Raw genomic sequence first — 23319 nt, forward strand, 5'->3', positions numbered from 1 at the left:
GCAGAGCTGGCCTGTCTCGACTTGCCTAATAGCATGCAAGGGTTGCGCAATTTGCGGATTTTAGGGTTTAAACATGTTCGAGAGTTGCATTAGTTGCGGATTCGCTGACGATAAATCGAAGGAGATATTCCACACAGCTTTCTGAACGCGCGCGCAAAGTTGGCTCCGGATGAATAGCCGACGGTTTCTGCAATGTCGTCGATCGACATGCTACTATGCTCTAAGTGGTGCTTGGCTTTGCTCAAGCGCATTTGACTGAGGTGCAACATAGGCGATGACCCCGTCGAAAGCTTGAATGCCCGCGCAAAGTGGAACATGCTCAGGCAAGATACTTCGGCCAAGTCGCTCAGGGAAATGTCTTCAGACAGGTTTTCCGTCATGAACTCGACGACTCGCTTCAATCGCATCGGATCAAGGCCCTTGGCGTTTTGGGAGCTAATGTAGGCAGTAGAGCGCGCCCAATCGTCGGCTCGGGTGTGCCGCTGCAATATCCGGGCCGAAAGCGCTAAACTCAATGTATCGAATACGAGCCGGTTGCTTTTTGAACTTGCCTGCAACTCCTCAGCAATCGCCAGCCCAATCTGATGAATTAGCGGATCGAATATGCCTCCAGTGTAAACAAGGCCTGCGTCTTCGGCATTCGTATCTTGATCGTTTAGACCGCCAGAGACGTCCTTAGCTAAATAGAGATGAAGCATATCCAGGCTATCTCCATTAATATTGAGGTAGCGAACTGATACACCTTTTGGGCAAATGCAGGAGACGCCGGCTCGAGACTCAAATCGCTGTTCAGCGCCATCCGCACGGCGCCTGATTTCGGCGCTGCCAGCTAAGGCAATGGCTACTTCGTTGATAGGCTGGATGAAGGACGCTCCGCTCGACGAATTATGGCGCCGGAGCTCTGCATTGACCGTACCTCCCCAGCCCAAGCCTTTTGATGAAGCGAGCAAGAGGCTCCCCGCGTCTTCGTACTTTTTGCCCAATACTGTATTGATCGCTGCGCCAGTATGCTGCCTACCATCTTCTCTTATCGGAATCGGCAATATCTGCGTAGGTGGTTTACCTTCAAGCAATGCTTCTCTCCCCCCATGAGTGCGGTTTCTCCCAAAGCCGCTTGAATACAGTCCTTCCGGTCACGTCGCATTGTCAATGGGACAGGGTTTGAACCGATTGTGTTACCAGTAAATCGGGGTCGCTGTTGGTGCGCACTGCAGAGTCCTTTGCGCGACTCAAGTTATCTGGCCTACCGAGATACGCGTGGCAGTAGACTTGAGCACAAATTTTAGGCAGTCATTCAGGTTCGCCAGACTTTTTGTCACATAATTTCGAAAATAAATTGCGCCAGACCCGACTCTGGGGCATTTAAATTAGGTGATCTTAAGTCAGATCATGCTTTGGCAATAGCCAGGCAAGGGCATTCGGGCCTCGACAGAAGCAACTAAGGGTTGCTGTGTCGGGGCTTTTTTTATGGGGAAACCATGTCTAAGACATTCGATCTTGGTGTATTGTACTCACGTTCAGGCACGTATCAGCTGTTGTCTGAGGCGTTGTTCACTGGGGCAATGTCGGCGATTGAAAGCGTTAACGCCAACCATGATTTGCCGGTTTCTTTTAACCCTATCGTCCGGGACCCAGCAGGGGAACTGACCAACTACGCCCCAATGTGCGCGGAAATCCTATCCAGTTCTAATGCGAAGCATGTGGTTGGCTGCGTCACTTCCTCAAGCCGCAAAGAAGTTATTCCTGAGCTTGATCGCGCACAGGCAACCCTATGGTACAACGTGCCATATGAGGGGTTCGAGACGTCAGCTCGTGTTGTCTACTCCCATGCTGCTACTAACCAGAACATTCTGCCGCTGCTGGGCTGGGCAACACGTCACTTCGGTATGTCGGTCTACCTTGTTGGATCCAATTACATTTGGGGGTGGGAAACGTGCAGAGTTATGCGCACGCGGCTTGAGGCTGCGGACGGTTCTGTATTGGGCGAACGTTACCTGCCGCTTGGCGAAACATCCGTAGAGAGCTTGATCGAGGATATCGAAAAAAGTCGCCCGAAATTCATCTTGAACTCACTTGTAGGTGCCTCCTCATACGCTTTCATCAAAGCCTATGCTGAACTGGGGCAACGTGACCCATATTTTGCACCTGACAACTGCCCGTTGCTGTCGTGTAATCTGACAGAAGCTGAACTTCCTGTACTCGGCGACGCGGCAGAGGGATTGATTTCGGTCGGTCCATCCTTCCGCAAGAACCCCACATCTACCGGGGAGGGCTCTTCCTTAGAGCGCACGGCTTACCAGTCAGTGTTGACCTTGGCAGAAGCACTTGCGCACGGTGCAAGTGGACCGTTCGACAGGTATTTGGCGCAACATGGCACCCGCTATGGAATTGACCCCGCAACGCAGCACAGGGCGCTCGATGTGCATATTGCGCAGGTCCAAAACGGCGCTTTTAAAATCTTGCACAGCTGGTCGAATATTGCACCCGACCCGTATCTCACCCGACCATCGAGACACCCTAAGTTTAGCGATCCGATGCTGAAGGTCGTGCAAGCATGAGCACGCAAATTGATATTGCGGGGTTAGAAGGGGCTCGTGCAATTGTTTTGCACCCCGCGCATGACCGTCTACAAATATTGCTGCGTCAATTGCGGGCCATCGGTCTTGAGGTGGAAACCGCTTGGCCGACGCTGCCTGCTTCCGCGATCACAGCTGATTTTATTCTTTACGACACGGATGCAGGTCATGATGCCCAATTTCCCTGGGCGTCGGGTCAGTCGCCGATGCCGATGATTGCACTCGTCGGATCTGAAGCGCCGGGGCGGATTGAATGGGCCTCCAAGACAGGGGCCGATGCATTGCTGGTCAAGCCGCTGGCTGCGAGTGGCGTTTTTGCGTCTCTATTAATGGCGCGGCAATCGTTCGAAAGACGCAAAGCATTGTTGGCTGAAATTGGTGCCCTGCGAGACCGCTTGTCAGCGCGGCAGACGATTGTTCAAGCCGTAACCCTATTAGCGAAAAAAACGGGCTCTGAAGAGACCGCATACGACGACCTACGCCAGCTCGCGATGGCATGGAAAATGACAATGGAGGACGCAGCGGTGCAGATCGTTAAGCATTCGGAGACGACAGGAGCTAACCGTGGCATTTGCTGAGGCGACACCTGCACTTTTGCCACCTACGGTTTGGCAGCGATTGAAGAAGCGTAAGCTTGCTCTGTTTGGCATGGTATTAATTGCTTTGACCATCTTTGGTGCGCTGTTCGCACCGTACCTCACTCCATATGAGCCAAACGATCAGATGTTTGATGGTCTCACGATGCAAGGCGCACCGATGGCACCTGGGGCGCAGTTTGCACTGGGAACCGATCTGCTTGGTCGGGATTTGTTGACGCGCATCTTATACGGCGCACGCACCTCGCTAATTATTGGTGTCTTGGCGAATGGAGTCGCCCTGATTATCGGAACTTTTATCGGTGTCACTGCGGGCTATTTCGGGGGAATTTGGGGCAACATCCTCATGAGGTTCACCGACCTCATGATGGCGTTCCCTGCGCTTTTGCTGGCAATTTGCCTCGCGGCGATATTCCAACCGTCATTGTGGATCGTTGCTATGGTTATTGCCACAGTGAACTGGGTACAAACCGCACGGGTGCTTTATGCCGAGACTGCAAGCCTGTCGCAGCGTGAGTTTATAGCTGCAGAGCGTACTTTAGGCGCAGGAAATGTTCGCATCTTATTCAAGCACATTCTGCCACACCTTACACCTACAATCATTGTCTGGGGTACACTGGGTATCTCGACCACGGTTCTGCTTGAGGCAACGCTCAGCTTCCTTGGGGTAGGAGTCCAGCCTCCCACACCGAGCTGGGGCAATATCATCTTCGAGAACCAAACATACTTTCAAGCGGCTCCCTGGCTTGTGTTTTTCCCCGGCGTGGCAATCGTTACTTTAGCGTTGGCCTTCAATCTTGTGGGTGACGCGCTGCGTGATGTGCTGGACCCTACACAACGGGGGCGCGCATAATGTTGGCTTTTATCACCAAGCGTCTTATCCAGTCCTGCCTTATACTGCTGGGCGTCTCTTTCATCACCTTCGCGCTTTTGTACCTCTTTCCTGCAGACCCGGTGCGTCAGATTGCTGGTCGTTCAGCGACACCGGAAACAGTCGCCAACATTCGCGCTCAACTCGGGTTAGATCAGCCGTTTATCATCCAATACGCGCGGTATCTGGGCAATCTACTTCAGGGTGATCTGGGACGGTCTTATTTGCAAAAGACCGAAGTCAGTACCCTTATAGCAGCTCGGTTGCCTGCGTCCCTCCTTCTAATGTTGGGAGCCATCGTTTGTGAACTGATCTTGGGTATCACCATGGGAGTCGTCGCGGCTCTGCGACGAGGGACGGCTACCGATAACACCCTAATGATGGCAAGCTTTATCGGCGTATCTGCACCGCAGTTCGTTGTTGGGCTACTGATGCTCTACGTATTTGCGGTCCAGTTGCATTGGTTCCCCATCGGCGGCTACGGCACATTTGCACATCTGGTTTTGCCGTCGATCACCTTAGGGATCCTTGGCTCAGGTTGGTACAGCCGCATGATGCGATCTTCGATGATTGATGTACTACGTCAGGATTTCATTCGTACAGCGCGCGCTAAAGGATTGAGCCGTATACGGGTTTTGATGCGTCACGCTTTGCCAAATGCCGTTCTGCCGATCATCGCGATGATCGGGATCGACGTCGGCATCTTTATGGGCGGTATCGTTGTCGTTGAATCTGTTTTCGGATGGCCGGGCATCGGACAGCTTGCATGGCAGGCGATCCAGCGCGTGGACATACCAATCATCATGGGCGTCACGCTGGTATCAGCTTGCGCCATCGTCATTGGCAACCTGGTCGCAGATATTGCGTCCCTGTTCGCCGACCCGCGGATCAAGGTCCGCTAAAAAACCTACCCAACAGGAGTAACTTACAATGAAAAAACTACTCGCCACCTCGGCACTGGTCGCAGCCATTGCTCTGCCTCAGATAGCAGCTGCCGATGCTCATTCCGATCTTGATCCGAACGCCAAATCTGGTGGCAACATCACGGTGACCTATAAGGACGACGTGGCCACCTTGGACCCTGCTATCGGGTATGACTGGCAGAACTGGTCTATGATCAAGTCTTTGTACGATGGCCTTATGGATTATGAACCGGGCACAACCGAACTGCGCCCCGGACTTGCCGAAAGCTATGACATCTCGGAAGATGGCAAGGTTTTCACTTTCAAACTCCGCGAAGGAGTGAAGTTCCACAACGGTCGCGTGATGACGGCCGATGACGTGAAATATTCGCTCGATCGCGTAACTAACCCGGCGACCCAAAGCCCTGGCGCGGGCTTCTTTGGATCGATCGAAGGATATGACGCTGTGTCCTCGGGCGAAGCAACTGAACTGTCTGGCGTTAAGGTGTTGGACGAGCAAACAGTAGAGATCACTCTGTCACGCCCAGATGCGACCTTCCTGCACGTGATGGGCCTCAACTTCGCCTCTGTGGTGGCAAAGGAAGCGGTAGAAGCCGCGGGGGCCGATTTCGGCAAAACCGCGATGGGGACGGGTGCATTTAAGTTGGCAGACTGGACCATCGGACAAAAGTTGGTTTTCGAGAAGAACCAAGATTACTGGCGTGAAGGCTTACCCTATCTGGATAGCGTCACTTTCGAGGTAGGCCAGGAGCCGATTGTCGCGTTGCTACGTCTTCAAAATGGTGAAGTCGACGTACCTGGGGACGGTATTCCACCAGCAAAATTCCAAGAGGTCATGGGTGATCCCGAGCAAGCAGCGCGCGTAATCGAGGGCGGGCAGCTTCATACCGGCTATATTACCCTCAACGTAAAGATGGCACCTTTCGACAATGTCGACGTGCGCAAAGCCGTCAATATGGCGATCAACAAAGAGCGCATTACCCAAGTCATCAACGGGCGTGCGGTTCCGGCAACGCAACCGCTGCCGCCTTCGATGCCTGGGTACACAGAAGGGTATGAAGGTTATTCCTACGATCCCGAAGCTGCAAAAGCTCTCCTGGCCGAAGCTGGGTTCTCTGATGGTTTCGAGACAGAATTGTTTGTCATGAACACCGACCCGAACCCACGCATCGCTCAAGCGATCCAGCAGGACCTATCAAAAATCGGTGTGAAAGCAACGATCCAGTCCCTCGCGCAAGCCAGCGTTATTGCAGCGGGCGGTGAAGCAGACCAAGCACCTATGATATGGTCAGGCGGTATGGCGTGGATCGCGGATTTTCCAGATGCGTCGAACTTCTATGGTCCAATCCTGGGCTGTGACGGGGCTGTGCCGGGCGGCTGGAACTGGTCGTGGTACTGCAATGCGGATATCGATGCGATGGCAGTTAAAGCCGACAGCATGACAGACCCGGCTATGGTCGATGAGCGTCTGAAAATGTGGTCCGATGTCTATATGGCAGTCATGGAAGACGCGCCTTGGGTGCCCGTGTTTAACGAGCAGCGATACACCATGAAATCCGAGCGTATGGGCGGCGATGACAAACTCTACGTCGATCCAGTCTCTATCCCTGTTAACTATGACTATGTGTATGTAAACGATGTGCAATAAATGTCCTGACTATACTATTCACGGCGCGAGCCACCACTTTGGCTGGGACAACTCGTTTGTCCCAGCCATCACAGTGGCACCTGGTGAAACAATCGAATTCGAATGCCATGACAGCTCGGCGGGTCAACTGAATGCGGACAGTACCGTTACCGATGTCGCGGCTATGGATTTTGGCAAGATCAACCCGGTGACAGGTCCCGTCTACGTGGACGGGGCAGAGCCTGGTGATGCGCTGAAAATCACCATCGAAGGGTTTAAACCTTCTGGCTTCGGTTGGACCGCAAATATACCCGGTTTCGGCTTGCTGGCAGATCAGTTTGAGGATCCGGCGCTGACAATCTGGAAGTATGATCCAGATACACTGGAGCCAGCTCTGTTTGGTAAAAACGGGCGCGTACCACTTAAGCCTTTCGCTGGTACCATTGGTTGCGCTCTCGCGGAACCAGGGCTGCATACAGTCGTCCCGCCTCGCCGTGTCGGTGGCAACCTTGATATCAGGGACTTGGCTGCGGGAACAACGTTGTACCTACCTGTCGAAGTCGCTGGAGCACTGTTCTCCATCGGTGATACTCATGCGGCACAAGGCGATGGCGAAGTCTGCGGTACTGCGATTGAGAGCCCTATGAATGCCACAGTAACGCTCGACCTGATAAAAGACGCAAATCTCAAAATGCCGCGTTTTACAACACCGGGTCCTGTCACCAACCACCTGGATTCCAAGGGGTATGAGGTCACCACGGGTATTGGCCCAGACTTGATGACCGGCGCAAAAGAAGCGGTAAGCCAGATGGTCGATTTGTTATGCAAAACGCGAGGTCTATCAGCTGTAGATGCCTATATGCTGGTATCTACATGTGGTGATCTGCGTATTTCGGAGATTGTTGATATGCCGAACTGGATTGTGTCCTTCTACTTTCCGCGTTGCGTGTTCGAATGACGGTACCAACACAAATTTCATCGGCGGCCTTCGTGGCTGCCGATGCCTGCGCCCCGGTTTTGTCAGTACGGAACCTTGATATCTCTGTACGCAGCGATGCCGGTATACAACCTCTTGTACGAGGCCTCAGTTTCGATCTCAAACCAGGCGAGACGCTTGCCATCGCAGGTGAAAGCGGTTCGGGAAAGTCGCTCACCTCCTTAGCTATAATGGGTTTGCTGCCTCCACCTGCTGTCCACGTTTCGGGTGGCGAAATAGTGTTCGACGGTGCCGACCTCACTACTTTGCCCGAGCATAAGTTACAGCGCCTGCGTGGCGACCGTATCGCTATGATTTTTCAAGAACCCATGACTGCGCTGAACCCAGTGATGCGTATCGGTGATCAACTAACCGAGGCTATTCGCGCGCACGAGCCCATGTCGGGACGGGCTGCACATCTTCGCGCCTTGGAGGCGATCAAGGCCGTGCGGCTGACCGAACCAGAGCGCAGAATGAAACAATATCCGCATGAACTATCTGGCGGTATGCGCCAACGTGTCGTTATTGCTATGGCCATTGCACTTCGCCCAGATGTGATGATTGCAGACGAGCCGACAACTGCGCTGGATGTTACCGTGCAGCGTGAGGTTTTGGACCTGCTGCGCGTACTCACCTCAGAAATGGGTATGGCGTTAATTCTTATCACCCACGATATGGGCGTTGTCGCCGAGATGGCGGACCGAGTTTTGGTGATGCAAAAGGGTCAGTTGGTTGAGGAGGCCGCGGTGCGCACGTTATTTCGTGATCCCAAAATGCCTTATACTCAGCAACTGCTTTCGAGTGTTCCACGCATGGGGAAGGGACGCGTAAACACCGTTGATACCACGGTACAGCCCTTGCTTTCCGTGAGAGACCTCAAGGTCACCTATGATATTCGCGGTGGAATTCTGGATCGTGTCCAAGCGCGCGTCCACGCCGTAGAAAAAGTAAACTTTGATATCTTTCCCGGAGAGACTTTTGCCGTAGTGGGTGAAAGCGGATGTGGCAAGTCGACTATTGCACGTGCTTTGACTGGACTTGTCCCACACGAGGGGGTCGTCAAGTTTTCCGGCAAGCCCATCTTGCGCGACCGCTCCTCGCAGCGCACCAATACGCGCGCGATGCAGATGGTATTCCAAGATCCTATGGCAGCACTCAACGGTCGCATGACCGTGGGGGATCTGGTCAAAGAGCCGATGGTCATTCATGAGATCGGAACACCTCAAAGCCGAACAGATCGTGCAGCCGAGCTGTTTGAGCGCGTCGGTCTTGGTCCCGAAGCTCTCGATCGCTACCCCCATGAATTCTCAGGCGGACAACGTCAGCGTATTTGTATTGCGCGTGCATTGGCGTTAAATCCTAAGCTTATCGTTGCCGACGAAAGCGTCTCGGCCCTTGACGTGTCAGTTCAGGCAACGGTGTTGGACCTTCTACAGGAGCTCAAGTCTGAGTTAGGCATGTCCTATCTGTTTATCTCGCATGATATGGCAGTAGTTGAGAACATTGCTGATCGCGTGGCAGTTATGTATTTGGGACAAATTGTCGAGATCGGTACCAGCGCTCAGGTATTCGGAAATCCTCAGCATCAATACACACGACGTCTTATTGCGGCTGCTCCATTTCCGGACCCGGAACGCCAGATTCCAGTCAGCGAAGTGTTGGGAACTGAGCTTAAAAGCCCTGTAATGCCGATTGGCCAATCTCCACAAATCCTCAAGTATAGAGCCTTAGGAGACGGGCATTTGGTCGCGGTTTAGTCCAATTTCGCGCGGGTTGGGCAATAAACGGTATCTGTCGCAACGCGCGGTCGTTTGTCGACTGGTGTCACTGCTCGACCGGAAGCTGCGTTAATGGCCAGCACCAATAGTACAACATACAAATATAAAAGGTTAAGATTGTCACTGAGGGAGTTTAGGTCGGCGTGTAACACCGTGATTTTTAATAAATCGTGTAACCCATTGTTCACGCCAGCAACATCTTTAATTACGCCGGAATTGTGGCCCCGTAGCATCCTGGGCAGCAGGATATCCTGCTGCCCAGAAACGTTATTAAAGACGCAGTTCGCTGATCATTTCGATGGCTGATTTCAGGTCAAGCGATGCTTTGAGTGACGAGCAAAACTTGCCCAGCGCACGACATTCATTGTCCAACAGTTCGATCTCGTAGGGGAGAACGGTTTCGTACCACCCTTCGTGAGGACACCCTTCCTGCCAGATCAGGCATCTCTCGCTACCATCAACGACCCAACGTTTTGCAACTTCCAGTATGGTCTCAGCTTCGGTCAGGCACTCGCGGGAATACCAGTCCCCGAAGTCCAGCCTGCGATCCAGGATGAAGGCGCTTCTCCGGAGCATCGATGTCGAACGGTCATATGCCGCAATTGCAGAGAGCGCGGCCCTTGTCGATGCGATTTGGGTGTGCAATTTTAAAAGGGACTGTTCCAGATCCTGCTTAGCGTTAGAACTGATCATACTGCCTCCCTCACCAGTGGGAGACCTGCAGGCAACCCATATGGTGTTGGCACATATAAACCTTGGCAGTGACCAATGGCTAAGGACGGTTGATCGGGGCTGGGCAAGACCAGACAGTGCAAGGTGTGAAGCCGCAAAGCCATCACCAAGCCACATGACCGCGATTTATCGTCCTGAAACCGAGGTGAAGGAGGTAGGGAGCCGAATAGTCCTGTCGGGCAGTACATACTTGGGACAGATGTCCTCCTCTCGAGATTGAATTTAGGTGGTACCATAGCTGGATTAGGGGTGGGCCCCGCTTGGTGACAAGACAGAGTTAGGTGTCGTGTGATTTGGTACATATGCGTACTCCCGCTATGCTCATCACGGGCTGTGACGAGATACAAGTTTGCAGCCTTTCCGTATTTTCTGCGCTGAATGCTTCAGATGCCGTTTTGGTTGGTCTGTTTTAGTTCCGGGGCGAAAACTCAAACAAGCAAACCAAATGGTATCGTACAGTAGCAGGTCCAAGCATCTACTCTCCTTAAGGATAACCCAGTGGGCAGAGCCAGGTTCGGTCATATCCGTTGCACACTGGAAAAGTGGTCTTCTGAAGTAAGTCGAGGGAATGGACGAAGCCGAATGATATCTTTGTCCGGCCATATGGGCGTTGGTCTATACGGAGTGCGGCTGATTATCAGCAGGTACGCTTTTCGTTCGTATGTCGCTGTGTTGATTGGGTCAGTAGGACAAACCCCTTGCTCCGGTTCTTCACCCAGTGGTGAAGCTAATGGTTAAAACCCCTGAAGCGGGCACGGACTTGTCCGGTCTCAGTCATCTATCAAATCTGGCAAGGTTCCGGCCGTTTTGCGCACGTAGTACTGAGATCTTTTAAGACCGTATTGCAGCCAGGGCTGTGACCGAGAAGTATCGTTTTTAGCGAGGTATTCCACACGAGTCACGGCACCGTTTTGCTGACGGCGCTGCCTTTCGGCAGTCGCACGGCGACGTCTTTTTTCCTCTTGAGGGACAACTTGTTTTAGTCCGAGAGTCCGGGCCGTTTCGGAGCTGATGCCCAAAGCTTCGGCTATCGTCTCGCCCTTGTAATAATACCGTCCGTCTGAAATCACTTTGTCGGAATACGGCAGTTTAGCCTTTTCCTCAGCTTGCTTGATGATCGCGTTCACTTCCCCAATACTTAGACCAGGCGTGGCGATCTCGGCCATCTTCGCAATGTCCTGCCCAATAGTGCTGGTATCTTTGAAGTGGGTGAGACAGGTAGCATAAAAGTGCAGCCACTTGTTTCTGTACCCCTCATTGATCACCCCCCCACTTGCGTTCCTATATTTCTCCAGGTCGTCCAGTATCACGCTAAATCGCTGGGCCTGCGTAAGGCCTGCAGGCAAGTCTGTCTCTGTCTTCAGTTTTGAGCTTTTCGGCTTGGTTTTTGCATTTAGGTCAGCTCGTTTGGGACGACCACATGCGACAAATATCTGATCTGCCAATGTATCGAAAGAATGCCTTGCCCCAGAACCGCCAGTTACCTTGACCGTTCGGTTCACTTTCTCGTTCACTGATCCTGGTATGCGGAAAAGGCGTGACGTGTCTTTGGCTCTTTTATCAACTCCGAACGGTGTGCAGAGTCCAACCAAGGCTTTCATTGCGGCTTGCCACCGTGATAAGACTTTCTTAGGAATTTCAGTGATAAGCCAAATTGCTGCGAGGCCACGTCCCGTTTGAGTAAAAATGGACGGGTAGGGCAGGCCAGCTTGCGACAGATGTGCAGTGAAAGCTACCTGTACCTCGTCAGCACTTTTGCCTCGCCACCTGTTTGTATCAAAGTAGTCTAAGTCGAGATAAAGCGCGTTCAATGCGACCAGGTTTGAACCAGCTTTACTACCATCTTTGAATCGATTCAGCGTTAGAAAACAGCTTTCATCCAAATAGGCGTGCATCTGCAATCTGCATTGATCACGATTCAGCGAAAAACTTTTATACGTGTTGTCACGAAACTTAACCAAAACCTTTGGCTGACCATGCGTACCCTCTGGGTGGAGTAGATCAAAGTATTCCTCACCAGAAAGGTTGAAAATTCGGTCGAGCGGGGCAAATTCTTGCGGGGATACATGTTGCATCCCAGGGAACTGGTTTCAGGTGCCAAATCTGAAAAATAGTTTGAGTAAAGTTTTGTGAACCTGGCAAACCGACGAGAGGATGTGTCTGGCGAGTTCCGGCTCTGCAAGCGCGGATCTGTTGACCTACTTACAAACTTACTTACCTAAAAAATTACAAATGACTTACTTACTTACTAACTTACCTACTGAGAAACCTTTGGCCGACGGGTGAAAATAGTTTGTCTTTTTGTTTCCGTAAATCCGCGATTGGTACCAATTCCTTCTTGTAAACAGAAAACAAGGGAAACCATCATGCGAACACCACATTATTCTGAGGCCGAGATCATTGCAGCGGGCAAGAAGTTGACATCAAGTCGCGGTCGAAACGCCACCCCTATCGAAATCCAAAAAGAACTCGGGGGAAAGGGGAAGTTTTCTCGCATTAGAGATATATGGAATGGCTACCAGGCAGACAAAACGGAGGGCTTAATAGCAGAAATTACACTTCCCGACCAAAGCCATACCCGCATTTCAGCTGCAGTTTTAGCGATGCAAAGCGCGATGGAGGGTATCGTCGCAGATGAGATCTGTCGGATGACAGAGCAAAGCATCAGGCACTCTGCAGTGCTGGTTGCTGACTTCGAAAATCGCGAAGCCAAACTTACAAAAAAGATGCATGAGATGGAGGAGGAAATCTCCTACCTCTATGAGTGCCTCGACGAGTTGGAAACTCAATCTGAACCAAGTGTTATTGTGACAGAGAGTACCCTCGAAGGCCGAACGCACGAGCAAACATTAAGCCGGGACGAGCGAAAGGCCGACCGCAAGCCAAACGCAAATTGTATTTCATCGAACCATTGCCAAAATCGACCTCGGCCAATTTTGAATAGAAGGGTTCGTCAGGTTCCCGCAAAACCCAAACGCTCGCCCGGGAATAGGTAGAGCGAGAAGGCGATTGATCTTATGATAAAAATAGGGAGCGCTGCGATCTTCGATTTCTGTTTTGGTTTCCAAGAGGCTCATTTCGCACCTCACCTCACCTCACCTCACCTCACATAGGAAGTGGCCGTGTAAGAGCGGCCCATTGCTGTCGTTCGCCGTGCCTTTGGGGTTTTGGGCTATGGCCGATCGTACTTGTCATCCGCTACACGGGCGTAATGACGTTTAATAGTTTGCGCAGGCAATTTATCCAGCACTTCAAGTCGACTTCCTGATCGCCGACCTTCGGCCATGCGCCGACTACTGTCACCGAATTGAAGTGTTGCCTGATCCATTATTGGCGCACGTGTTAGAGTCCGCCAGTATCTGCTTCAGTCGCAATGAATTTGTTATTCTGTTGCTGACAAATTTTTGCCAGCTGATCTATCCTGTCCTGCATTGAACTCATTCCAACGTTCTTGAAATTTAGATGCGGACGGCTCATGCTTCGGAAGCTCCAGCACCTTCTCCTGTAGGTCAGGGTAGCGGACTTTACAGATTGCTGCATAGTGACGCTCAAAGTTTGTGGGTTTATGGCCATCAAACCTGCGTCGAAAAGCCGATGAAGGTCTACTCGTAGGACAATTGAGTTTTCCGCCCGCATTTCTCCGGCCTGTGCGTGTGGAACGATGTGTGCCGCTTCCAAAACTGTGTCCAGATTCGTACCCGAGATGGCACAGCGATAGCCCCAAAGGGCGAGGGCATCGCGTCTAAATTGCAGTTGACCCGGACGAGCAAGACGCCTTGCAGTTTCGTAAGCGCTTGCGGCAGAGTAATCAAAATCGCCGTCTCGCTCAACGTCCCAGATTGCGAACCCTATGCTTTCCAGCACATCAATTATTGGGTCGGTATGCCAATTTTGATGAGGGATATTATTAGCACGCAATGCTGCCTTGCCTATCGCTTTTGCATGAAGCATCTCACCATGCCAGATTAGAAAGTAGCGCCTGCTTGGTCCTGCATTTAGTCCCTTCATCCAAGCGTCTAAGTCATCAGCCTTTTGATGCTCAGCTATCCCTTTTTCGATATCAGCATACGAAATTTTTTGCAGAAGATCTGAAAGTATATCGGGCCTGGTGTTTGGTCGATTCATAGTTTTTCCATCCAGTTTTTACCCAGCTTTGAGGTACAGACCGTACACAGCGACAACTATTATGTCCAATATCAGAGAACGGCCCTTACCAGACATTGACCGAGGATCGGGCCACCGCACTGCAGTATCCCCGAAGCGGACATTAGTAAGAATATGCAGCATTTTTGTAGGGCCGATGGATACAGTGCGGACGTCGCTGCACTGTGATGTCCCCAAACTACGTCGCAAAAACTGCGACTAAGGTTCCAGTTTAATTCAAAAGTATTTTGTCAAATGAAGAGATGTTATATGGTATTCATTGTTTCGTCCTGAAACAAAGCGAAAGCTGAAATCCATGAGAGTGAGACCATAATAGTGCCGTTACACTTGATGATCTCGATCGATTGGTATGGTCCATATAACCTTGAAAGTGCTGCAGAAGTAGCGTCGTCAGATTTCGGGGGCGCACTTTATCTTTGTATTGGAAAAAGAAAGTACCAAAGAGACCAGAGCCTGCAATATGTCGGAATTGGCAATGACGTTCGGACGCGTCTGAAAAAAGACCACCACAAACTTAAACACGTTTCCCGAGACCGTCAAATTTGGCTTGGAGAGATTTCAACTGCGGAGCCTTCTGGTCGAAAACTGAAAGTCACTGCTTCAACGCTCGATTGTGCCGAATGGGCTTACGCAAGGTTTTTTGACTTGCCACTAAACGAGAAAAAGTCGATTGGATTGCCCCAACGCAGTTTCACCGTCCTTAACCGTTGGTGGCACAAGGACCTTGAGCGTTCACGCAAAAACAGACCGCATAAAGACTGGCCCGATCTCGTTGACTATCCCGGGTACAACCTTCCCGTTCGAAAAGTATGGTTTGGAGGGCGGCAAGAGAAAATTCTTGGGCCAGATTATGCGCGCCCGGGCGTTCCCCCGCTTAAAAAGCTCAACTCTCTCTCAACTGAGCAACTAAGTGACGAGGATCAGAGAATTGACCTGTAATAACGGCCCAAACCGGACCTTCTGCTCTCGGTCAACATGCTGCAGTTGCTACCCGCATAGCCGACGTTCGCCGCGCCTACGAAATAAATGGGTGGCCCGCTGGCTGCATCGCGGACTTAGTGAGCTTTCGATACGCCTACGCCTATGACCGTTTTCGGAGGATGAGTGGTCATAGACACGACCTTAAACCGCTTTCCGGACAAATAGTACGTTGAAGCTGTTGCGGGGGACATTGTCGTGCAGCGCATGGTAACTGACATACAAAGGGGTATTTTGGAGAATGAGCTTTTGAATTGGGAATTCTTAGACGAAATGGCGGAAAACATTGCCAAATGTAACGGTCTAAAACCGTTAGTGATTTCCAGCCCAGAGGAATCGAAGATAGTCAAGACGTCTACACCCGCGGTCTATGTCTTTAGGATAGTAGAAGGTGACCCGATGGTGGCTTTGAATATGTACAAAAAATTCCGAGATAACCACCATGCAATAGATAGTCAGATAGAGAAGTACAACCTAACCAGTATCACCAAGGACGCCTCTCCGAATGAGGTATTCTATGTAGGTAAGGTCAGAAGTAATCTCTACCTCCGAATGCTAAACCATTGGCAAAGCAACAGTGCAAGAACAGGGTCACTTCATTTGCGACGGTGGACCGAAGAAAAAATTAGATTTGAAGCGGATATTTACCAATTGCCTGAACGGTTTCCACTTTTAGCAGACATTCTCGAAAATGAGTTCAAACTTCAATTGACCCCCGCCGTAGGATCACGAACTTAGCATTATCTATATCAATACATGCAGAGATCGGTATCTTATTAACTCCGTTTACATGCTCCATGCCATACCCACGTGCTACATGGCATAGCTGCTGACCTGCCCCCCGCGAAATCCCTCACCATGATGTAGAGTCTGCCCAACCCTGAAGGAGTAGACGAATGCGGAAGAGCCGTTTTACCGAGGCGCAGATTATTGGGATGATCAAGGAGCAAGAGGCAGGCATGCCGACGGCGGAGGTGTGCCGCAGGCACGGGCTCAGCCCGGCAACGTTCTACAAGCTGAAGTCCAAGTATGGCGGCATGGAGGTGTCGGAGGCCGCGAGGCTGAAGGCGCTGGAGGACGAGAACGCCAAGCTGAAGCGGCTGCTGGCCGATACGATGCTGGACAATGTGGTTCTGAAGGATCTTCTGGGAAAGAACTGACGACGCTGACCAAGCGGCGAGAGGCGGCGCTCAGGGCGCTGCGGGATCACGGCATCTCGCAGCGCCGGGCCTGTCGGCTTGTCGGTGTCGACCCAAAGACAATCCGGCGCGAACGCCCGCCGGACTGCCCTGAGATCCGCAAGGAGATGCAGGAGATCGCCGGAAAGCGGCGCCGGTTCGGCTACCGCCGGATTGGCGTGTTGCTTGAGCGCAAGGGCATGAGAATGAACCACAAGAAACTGTATCGGCTCTACCGGGAAGAAGGGTTGTCAGTGAAGCGGCGGCGCGGCCGCAAGCGGGCCCGTGGAACGCGCTCCCCGATGCCGGTGGCTGCGTATCCCAATGCGCGCTGGTCTCTGGACTTCCTGGCTGACAGCTTCGGCCCATCCCGAAAATTCCGCATCCTGGCAGTGATAGACGATTGCAGCCGCGAAAACCTGTGCCTGATTGCTGACACCAGCATCTCCGGCGCGCGTGTTGCGCGTGAGCTGGATGCGCTGGTGCGGATCTACGGTAAACCCGGATGCATAGTCAGCGACAACGGGACAGAGTTCACGAGCCGGGCCATTCTGAGGTGGGCCGATCAGAACGCAATTCCGTGGCACTATATCGACCCAGGGAAGCCGCAGCAGAACGCCTTTATCGAGTCATTCAACGGCAGCCTGCGTGACGAACTGCTGAACGAGGAGATATTTGACACCCTGGACGACGCCCGTCGGAAGCTGGCGCTCTGGCGTTACGATTACAACACCGTCAGGCCACACTCATCGCTCGGGAACAAAACACCGGTCGAAGCGCGCCCGACGCTTGAGCAATTTGAGGGCTCCGCGCCCGGCGCGCTTGCCCAGCACGAAACCGACGACTATCAAGACCAAACCCGCAGACTCTCGTCATGAGCGAGGGACCAGCGGGGGGCAGGTCACTGCCCTTCGCGCAGTTTGCAGCATTGGTCACATTGGGCTCAAACCGGACTTGCGGCAGTGCGGCACGAAAATCTTGACCTTGCAGGCATGGGCGCGACCAACCGGATGACCGTTCTCAGCCCAAACCGGACTTCTAATCCGCGTGCGAGTGACCAGAGATGCTCATGCCGGTCGGGGCAGTTTGCAAGAGCTCGCCGCAGGCGCAAATGAAGCCGCGATGTACTACAGCAGCGGACATTCAATCGAGCGTGCCCAGCTGCACTTGAAATGATCGACACCGACGGCGAAAATCTGAAGTTTGCTGCGCACTAAATTAATGATCTACATTCTTCACTCGAAAAGACAATTCAGTTCTTCGCATCATTGAGGAACCGGCAATCAGTTCGTATATTCAGGAGATCTGATAGCCCCGTCAAAGACATCTTGCCGAGTAAGCCCACTTTCAAAGTGGCGCCTTGGGAATAGAATATATCGAGGTGATCCAGTGGATGTAGGTTGCCGTTTTCATTCTTAGGGTCATGATCGGCGCGAACATATCCATCATCAGTCCGCACAAGCTCGCTGATCACCCTCCACAACGTGTTTGGATCATCATCACTTGAGTCAAATATTCCGTCAATAAAGCCATCCAAGTCATTTTGGTCGAATGAGGAGCTATCGAGGAATCTCAAAACTTCAGATGAAACCTTATTGTCAACCTGAATGCCTGACTTGAGTGTGCAAATATTAAATCCATCCACAGTTTTGATGGACATGGGGAACGCGGCAGAAAACGACTTTCCGTCATATTCCACGAATATCCTCTTCATTTTGGCCGTTCTCACCTCGATAACGCCAGGTAGGTCAACGGCTTCAGCAGCTTCTGAATCATAAATTGAGATGATTTTTGCTGCCTCCATCCAAAAGGCAATCATGCTCTCCTTAGATCGGAACGCTCGAAGCAGCGACTTTGCTTGGAACTCATCGATACGGAACGCTTGAACCTTCACAACCTGTCCTTTTTCAGCATCTTTTCATAGTTAAAATTAACTACGTCCGAAACATCTTCGCGATCGTAGGTTTCACCTACCGCTTCAGTGATAATTTTACGCAGCCCCTCCCTATATGCAGGCAGGATCTTAAATTCGTCGAACACGCTTTCACAAAGATCAAAAAAGGTGGTCCGTACGTTCTCTTGAGCAATTGAGGTCATTATTTCGTTTCTCTCTTGCGCAGAAGGCGCTTCAGCCTCGATGCATCCCTTTGCGTTTATTACGTCCAAGCCTTGACGAATTTTTGACATCATTTCTTCATCTTGAGGAGATGTGACGACGAGGTAGGATCTAATAAAGGACCTTGTTAGCGTCATGTAAAGAGAGTTTCGATAATTGTAGTCTCGGCTAATATCGCTGGTTACGCAGACAACGAAAGGGAATTCCAAGCCCTTTACGTTATTTCTGTTACTCAGGAAAATAGTTCCCGCTTGTTTCTCCTTCGTGTCCACTGCTTTGTTGACGGGCCAGCCCAAGTGCCTTGGTATCTCCTGCGCGAGGAAATCCTGGATCTTGTATATAGAGCTGCTATCATCAACCAAAATAATCCCAATGTCGTCCGGGGTTATTGTGGGGTTCTCTTGCGATATCTCTCTTATGGCCTCAAGGACCATATCGGAGATGCCTCGCAAGGTATGTGCATTTTGGTGCCCGATTTTGATTGCTGGACTGTCAGCGGCTTGGACGTCCTCGAATCGACGCAAGGGCTCTCGCTTCAACCTATAGAAACTATCGCCGGCCGTCTTTTCGACAATATATCCGCATGTTTTCCATTCATCATCTTCAAGCCACCGGAGCTTCTTGTCTTCAAACAGACCCATTCCAAGAGAGTGAGCAAACATAAGTGCTCGTGGGTCTGTTCTGTAACATTTGCTCAAAAGGAAATCCGGGGAAATACTTGGCTTAATCTTCGCGTCGAAGATGCTCTGAAATATGTCCCCAGCTACAATGCAAAAACGAGATGTAACCAATTCGCAAAGCTTAATAAAGCTTTCCGGAAAGTCTTGGCTTTCGTCGATCAGAAGGTAGTCAAAAGCATGCGTTCTTGGCTCGGGAATAGCTTGAATGCGCTCTATCGCGTCAAGGCACGCGCTGTCGAAAGTAGCCTGCCTGAAGTTGTAGAACGGTATATTGTAGTGGTAGCAGATGTGACGATAGGTTCCAGAATCTGGATCTGACTTTGATCCCCAAGCGTGCATGCACCAGAGTCGTTTTTTCCACTCAATTTGCTGCTCGACTTTCATGAAATTGAAGAACTCGGGTATCCTCTGACGTAGACTGTTCGCCAGAATAATATTATGACAAGTCATCGCAATGCGGGAATCTGGGTTCTTTAGGTAGATATCCTTAAGCTTGTGCAGGAGGAGTTCTGTTTTTCCAGTGCCTGATAGCCCCTGAATGTGGACGCTCTTTTTATTTATCTCTTGATAGATGAAGCGCGTCTGATCTGCGTCGAAAAGTTGAATTTTTCTCTTTACTTTGTCGAGAAGGTTGTCTGGGACGTCGGCAGGAGTTCGGTCAATATCGTTGATACTGCCCGTGATTAGTGAGATGATGAGTTCCGTTTGGCGTTTCTTGCCTGGATCACTTAATTCGCTTTCGGTTAAATAGCTTTCAACGTCAAGTTCAGCCCCGCCGTCAATTTCGAGAACCAGTTCTTTTTTCCACTTTCTTGGACGACCTATTGCAGACTTGTATTCGAACTTGTCTGATATTGATCCAACATCCTCAATAAAGTCTTCCGAAAACTCTTCGAAGGTGCCGTCGTCTGCTGAGAAGTTGATTAGGCAGATTTTTCGGCCTGGTGAGAGGATCACGGCGCATCCAGGGTAGTCATAATTATAGCGATCATCGCCAAGCGGTTGACTCACGACATAAAGCTGAGTGTGGGTTCTCGCTGACCAATCCTCAAGGCTATCCAAGAGCTGTTTATTGTGTGCCGTTTTTTCAGCTTGAAGAAAAAAGAAGCTGCTGGTCATCTTATGCCTTTTCGTCGATGTCCTCGACGCCTCAGTTTGGATTTCGAGAACGTGTTGTGATGCCTTTGTTCTACAAAACTGTCTGTTGAGCAAGGAGGTTGCGTAGGTAGTGATGGGATCGTTGAGGCCCTGCACGCAGCTAAGCGAATGTCCGAAATGCAGGACGCGTATGCAACGCGCTCGGACTGGGCCGAATGTCTGGCTTGGGCCGTGCCGGCGCATCACGTGCCCTTACGTGATCCTCTTTGCAAAGCTCGCTATCTGCGCACAGCCGACCTTGGTGCGCAGCGCAGCATGGTGGCTTCGGTCTGCTACGGCTTGAATGGCCGCTTTTGCAATTCTGGCACAGAGCCTTCGCAGACCCAGCGAATGTCTGGTTTCCGCTCCGTATGTCGATCGACGAGAACGGCCCAAAGCTGCCTTTCGGGTCTATCTATTGTAGCGGCACTCCACTCGCCAAAGCTGACCTTGGGCCCCAGTGCCACTGCTGCTAAACGACGGCGATGTTGATTGGAATTGAGCGGAATGTCTTACAGAACCTATATTGCTATAAGCCGAGCTGCCTACATCGCAGGCATTGAAGCAGGAATCGCTCCGCAAGAGCTTCGCGCGCACACCGGTGTAATCGGTGAAGCGTTCGTTGCCGATTATCTTGGTGTGAAGCTGACGAATGAAAACAATCAGCGCGGATATGACCTCATCGACGAAGACGGGTTACGCGTTTCCGTAAAAACAATCACAACATCTACCGGCGTTAGCCTGAAGGAAAGCACACTTGATCTTGTAGATCGAATTATAGTTGTTTGGCTCGACACGAATGAAGACGAAATTGGCGTCCATGTTGCATATGATGCGAGCGTTGAGAGGTTTTTAGCTGACAGCGCCGCTCCCTATCGAGGATCGCTAAGGCTGGGACGCGGATCCATGACCTTCCCGAATAAGCAGCCGTCGGCGCAAAAGTTTGAAGTTGGCGACGTGATTGCCACTCATGTGGAAGATAATATTGTTATCAGAAAACACACCAGTGGCTCGTTTACGGCTCTTGTCGGCGGCGAACCCATGCCAGCCCGGCAGTACTTACTCGAAATTCGAAACGCTCTTGGATTGCCTGATAAAGCCACTAATACAACGCGAAGTCTCGGAGCGCAGGTGTTTGGGGCGTTAGGAAAGTAAATAATACAGGTAAGTAGGAACGGCCCAATGCCGACATTAGCCAGACTGATCATCGCTGCGGCGCAGTTTTCCTGAAGTGGCCATCCAAGGTATTGCGCAACATATTCCGACAGGCCAGTGTCCGTGGTATGGGACGAACGCGATATTTCACGTTAGCAATTTCGGTGATTGCTTCCGTAAAAAAGCAAAATTTATTGAGATTCACAGCACGACGCTCAAGTTTTAATCTCGCGGAAATGAGGTTCTTCACCGCTCCCAAGTTGCCCCATATATGTGGGCAGAAACCACTCGCGCACGATATCTTCGAAAGTCTGTCCAATGGCGGAAAACTGCTCCCATGACATTGAGCAAAGATGATGGAATTGCATCAGTGGTGTGAGGGCTTCGTCGTCGCCTTTGAGGAAGGCGTCAATCCCGCGCAAAATGAGACCAAGCGTGTCAGCGTCAATGTTCTTAATTATAAGGTCCAGCCTATCTTTGTAATCCCGCATTAGCTGCCACGGAATATCTCTCTCCCAGACCGGCATCGCTCGCAGACGGCGTGCAAACCTATCGATCATAGCGAAGTTGTCGGGTAACTTCTCCACGTGTTCGTGGTTCGCCAGCTCCTGAAGTATCCACCGAGCTTCGCGATACTGAAACTGAGCGAGGTTAAACATGCCGTAGAGTTTCGCACGGGTGGCGTAGAAACGCATTACTTGCAGCGCCCTCGGATCGGTAAGCTTGTTCCCAGCGGGAATCAGTACGGTAATGGTGGCCTGTTTGCTGAGATCGATTCCGCGTGGTTCGATAATCTTATCATAGTAGTCAGTCAGGCAAACGTAATAAACTTCGTCCTCTACGAGATCGCAGACGAAAAGCATGAGAGGGGTCGATGGCCCCATAAGACGAGCGTTGTCGATCGTATCACTGTCGACAACATAGCGTATTACATCGAGTTCATGCTCGGCCTCTCGGTCTTGCAAATCAGAACCCTTTTCGACATTTCCCCGTGGCCTAATCGGTTCGGTTCCGCGCTTCAGAGAAGTCGTTGACTTGAGTTGCACGAATAGGAACTCTCCCATCGTCGGGATCTGTTGCCCTTCACGCTCAAAGACTTCAATGGTCACATCAACGCCGTAGTCCGGATGCAGCTTGCGGATGACCCATTCTTCGGGAAGCAGTGCAGAGACCAGAACTTCGGAGGCGTCTTCCTTCAGATGATTATCGACGCGGCGCTTAGCCATTGTGGAATCCCCAAGATTGTCGACCCTTGCTGGCTCAGGCGCTTTGTGGAATGCAAGCGATCCACAGAGGTTTGCACCAGGAACCGATTTATCCCGCAGTAAGGTGAAGCCATCGCGGGGTAAAGCAGGATGTCGTCGCCACTCCATGAAGCAGCAATCTTTAATTCGGCCCGTTGCGGACATTGACCCTGCAACGTGCATGCTGCGGCGCAGCCCGTCAATGCAACCATTGGACAATATACCTGACACGCGGTAAGCGTGGACTTCCCTATTGGAAAGAAATGGTCTTGTTTGAAGCACTTAGAGAAACCATCGCACAACGGATAGCTGAGCTGGAAGCTGGAAGGCAGTTCAATCTTCGGGACTTGCTGGGAGACGAATGGCCCGACGGACAAGGTGCAGCCATGCAGCTTGGCAGAGACTTTCGCGCCAACCTGCATGCGTTTCCCGGTGTTGCAGACGAAGGAAGAGACGGAGAAAATCTACGCTGGTATCGAAAGGCTTGAGCATTTTGTGCGGACCTCCCATCGCTGACGCTGGTCGACGAGTGAGTTTTCTGAGGTGCAGCCGTCAAACCGGTTGTTCGCTGAGATCGCATAGTCTTTG

Annotated in this window: 20 protein-coding genes; 13 read left to right on the forward strand and 7 right to left on the reverse strand. The window is 51.4% G+C overall.

Annotated elements, in window-relative coordinates:
- Positions 1-89 precede the first annotated feature (89 nt).
- Positions 90-1073 carry a helix-turn-helix domain-containing protein gene (locus ABM428_RS05450; RefSeq protein ID WP_340271164.1) on the reverse strand — a complete coding sequence of 328 codons (984 nt, stop codon included), beginning with the start codon at positions 1071-1073 and terminating at the stop codon, positions 90-92.
- Between the two features lie 405 nt (positions 1074-1478).
- On the opposite strand from ABM428_RS05450, the gene ABM428_RS05455 reads away from it, so the two are divergent.
- The 7 genes from ABM428_RS05455 to ABM428_RS05485 are packed head-to-tail and all read left to right on the forward strand — an operon-like array spanning position 1479 to position 9326.
- A complete protein-coding gene (locus ABM428_RS05455; protein WP_168592831.1) occupies positions 1479-2558 on the forward strand; it encodes a transporter substrate-binding protein in 1080 nt (359 codons plus the stop codon).
- Positions 2555-3154 (forward strand): ANTAR domain-containing response regulator, encoded by a 600-nt coding sequence (locus ABM428_RS05460; protein ID WP_168592832.1) that lies wholly within the window; start codon positions 2555-2557, stop codon positions 3152-3154. The genes ABM428_RS05455 and ABM428_RS05460 overlap by 4 nt, the downstream gene beginning before the upstream one ends.
- Positions 3141-4025: an ABC transporter permease gene (locus ABM428_RS05465; RefSeq protein ID WP_168592833.1), complete on the forward strand. Its 885-nt coding sequence runs from the start codon at positions 3141-3143 to the stop codon at positions 4023-4025. The genes ABM428_RS05460 and ABM428_RS05465 overlap by 14 nt, the downstream gene beginning before the upstream one ends.
- Complete coding sequence (locus tag ABM428_RS05470; protein WP_093734505.1) at positions 4025-4945, forward strand: ABC transporter permease; 921 nt, start codon at positions 4025-4027, stop codon at positions 4943-4945. Before ABM428_RS05465 ends, ABM428_RS05470 begins: the two co-directional genes overlap by 1 nt.
- Positions 4946-4973: 28 nt before the next feature.
- Positions 4974-6614 carry an ABC transporter substrate-binding protein gene (locus ABM428_RS05475; protein ID WP_340271168.1) on the forward strand — a complete coding sequence of 547 codons (1641 nt, stop codon included), beginning with the start codon at positions 4974-4976 and terminating at the stop codon, positions 6612-6614.
- Positions 6604-7551 (forward strand): acetamidase/formamidase family protein, encoded by a 948-nt coding sequence (locus ABM428_RS05480; RefSeq protein WP_340271170.1) that lies wholly within the window; start codon positions 6604-6606, stop codon positions 7549-7551. Before ABM428_RS05475 ends, ABM428_RS05480 begins: the two co-directional genes overlap by 11 nt.
- The gene (locus ABM428_RS05485; protein WP_340271172.1) at positions 7548-9326 is read left to right on the forward strand and encodes a dipeptide ABC transporter ATP-binding protein; all 1779 of its coding nucleotides are present in this window, start codon (positions 7548-7550) and stop codon (positions 9324-9326) included. The genes ABM428_RS05480 and ABM428_RS05485 overlap by 4 nt, the downstream gene beginning before the upstream one ends.
- A gap of 291 nt (positions 9327-9617) precedes the next feature.
- Here ABM428_RS05485 and ABM428_RS05490 read toward each other — a convergent pair whose 3' ends face one another.
- The gene (locus ABM428_RS05490; protein ID WP_340271174.1) at positions 9618-10040 is read right to left on the reverse strand and encodes a hypothetical protein; all 423 of its coding nucleotides are present in this window, start codon (positions 10038-10040) and stop codon (positions 9618-9620) included.
- A gap of 809 nt (positions 10041-10849) precedes the next feature.
- On the reverse strand, positions 10850-12154 hold the full coding sequence (locus ABM428_RS05495; RefSeq protein ID WP_340271176.1) for a hypothetical protein: 1305 nt from the start codon (positions 12152-12154) through the stop codon (positions 10850-10852).
- Positions 12155-12445: 291 nt separating this feature from the next.
- On the opposite strand from ABM428_RS05495, the gene ABM428_RS05500 reads away from it, so the two are divergent.
- A complete protein-coding gene (locus ABM428_RS05500) occupies positions 12446-13075 on the forward strand; it encodes a hypothetical protein (RefSeq protein WP_353628246.1) in 630 nt (209 codons plus the stop codon).
- Positions 13076-13421: 346 nt separating this feature from the next.
- Here the strand turns inward: ABM428_RS05500 and ABM428_RS05505 are convergent, their stop codons facing one another.
- On the reverse strand, positions 13422-14204 hold the full coding sequence (locus ABM428_RS05505; protein ID WP_340271424.1) for an HNH endonuclease: 783 nt from the start codon (positions 14202-14204) through the stop codon (positions 13422-13424).
- 369 nt (positions 14205-14573) lie between these two features.
- On the opposite strand from ABM428_RS05505, the gene ABM428_RS05510 reads away from it, so the two are divergent.
- The 3 genes from ABM428_RS05510 to ABM428_RS05520 all read left to right on the forward strand — a co-directional run bounded on the left by ABM428_RS05510 (position 14574) and on the right by ABM428_RS05520 (position 17277).
- Positions 14574-15182 (forward strand): hypothetical protein, encoded by a 609-nt coding sequence (locus ABM428_RS05510; protein ID WP_340271426.1) that lies wholly within the window; start codon positions 14574-14576, stop codon positions 15180-15182.
- A 237-nt stretch (positions 15183-15419) separates the two neighbouring features.
- The gene (locus tag ABM428_RS05515; RefSeq protein ID WP_340271428.1) at positions 15420-15959 is read left to right on the forward strand and encodes a hypothetical protein; all 540 of its coding nucleotides are present in this window, start codon (positions 15420-15422) and stop codon (positions 15957-15959) included.
- Between the two features lie 158 nt (positions 15960-16117).
- Positions 16118-17277 (forward strand): IS3 family transposase gene (locus ABM428_RS05520; RefSeq protein WP_353628247.1). Its coding sequence is split into 2 segments (ribosomal slippage): positions 16118-16367 and positions 16367-17277, totalling 1161 coding nucleotides; the frame shifts between segments, so codons are not numbered across the junction.
- Positions 17278-17651: 374 nt separating this feature from the next.
- Here the strand turns inward: ABM428_RS05520 and ABM428_RS05525 are convergent.
- Together ABM428_RS05525 and ABM428_RS05530 are read right to left on the reverse strand one after the other, a co-directional pair.
- Entirely contained in the window at positions 17652-18293 is a 642-nt protein-coding gene (locus tag ABM428_RS05525) for a hypothetical protein (protein WP_340271314.1), read from the reverse strand.
- Positions 18290-20314 carry an ATP-binding domain-containing protein gene (locus tag ABM428_RS05530; RefSeq protein WP_340271316.1) on the reverse strand — a complete coding sequence of 675 codons (2025 nt, stop codon included), beginning with the start codon at positions 20312-20314 and terminating at the stop codon, positions 18290-18292. The genes ABM428_RS05525 and ABM428_RS05530 overlap by 4 nt, the downstream gene beginning before the upstream one ends.
- A gap of 525 nt (positions 20315-20839) precedes the next feature.
- Between ABM428_RS05530 and ABM428_RS05535 the strand changes: the two genes are divergently transcribed.
- Positions 20840-21487, forward strand: a complete 648-nt coding sequence (locus ABM428_RS05535; protein WP_168592843.1) for a hypothetical protein — start codon at positions 20840-20842, stop codon at positions 21485-21487.
- Between the two features lie 215 nt (positions 21488-21702).
- Here the strand turns inward: ABM428_RS05535 and ABM428_RS05540 are convergent, their stop codons facing one another.
- Entirely contained in the window at positions 21703-22713 is a 1011-nt protein-coding gene (locus ABM428_RS05540) for a DUF4365 domain-containing protein (protein ID WP_340271319.1), read from the reverse strand.
- A gap of 287 nt (positions 22714-23000) precedes the next feature.
- On the opposite strand from ABM428_RS05540, the gene ABM428_RS05545 reads away from it, so the two are divergent.
- Positions 23001-23219 (forward strand): hypothetical protein, encoded by a 219-nt coding sequence (locus tag ABM428_RS05545; RefSeq protein WP_340271321.1) that lies wholly within the window; start codon positions 23001-23003, stop codon positions 23217-23219.
- The last annotated feature ends 100 nt before the right edge of the window (positions 23220-23319 follow it).

It is taken from the genome of Sulfitobacter sp. TCYB15, assembly GCF_040435955.1.
GTDB classification, from domain to species: Bacteria; Pseudomonadota; Alphaproteobacteria; order Rhodobacterales; family Rhodobacteraceae; genus Sulfitobacter; species Sulfitobacter pontiacus.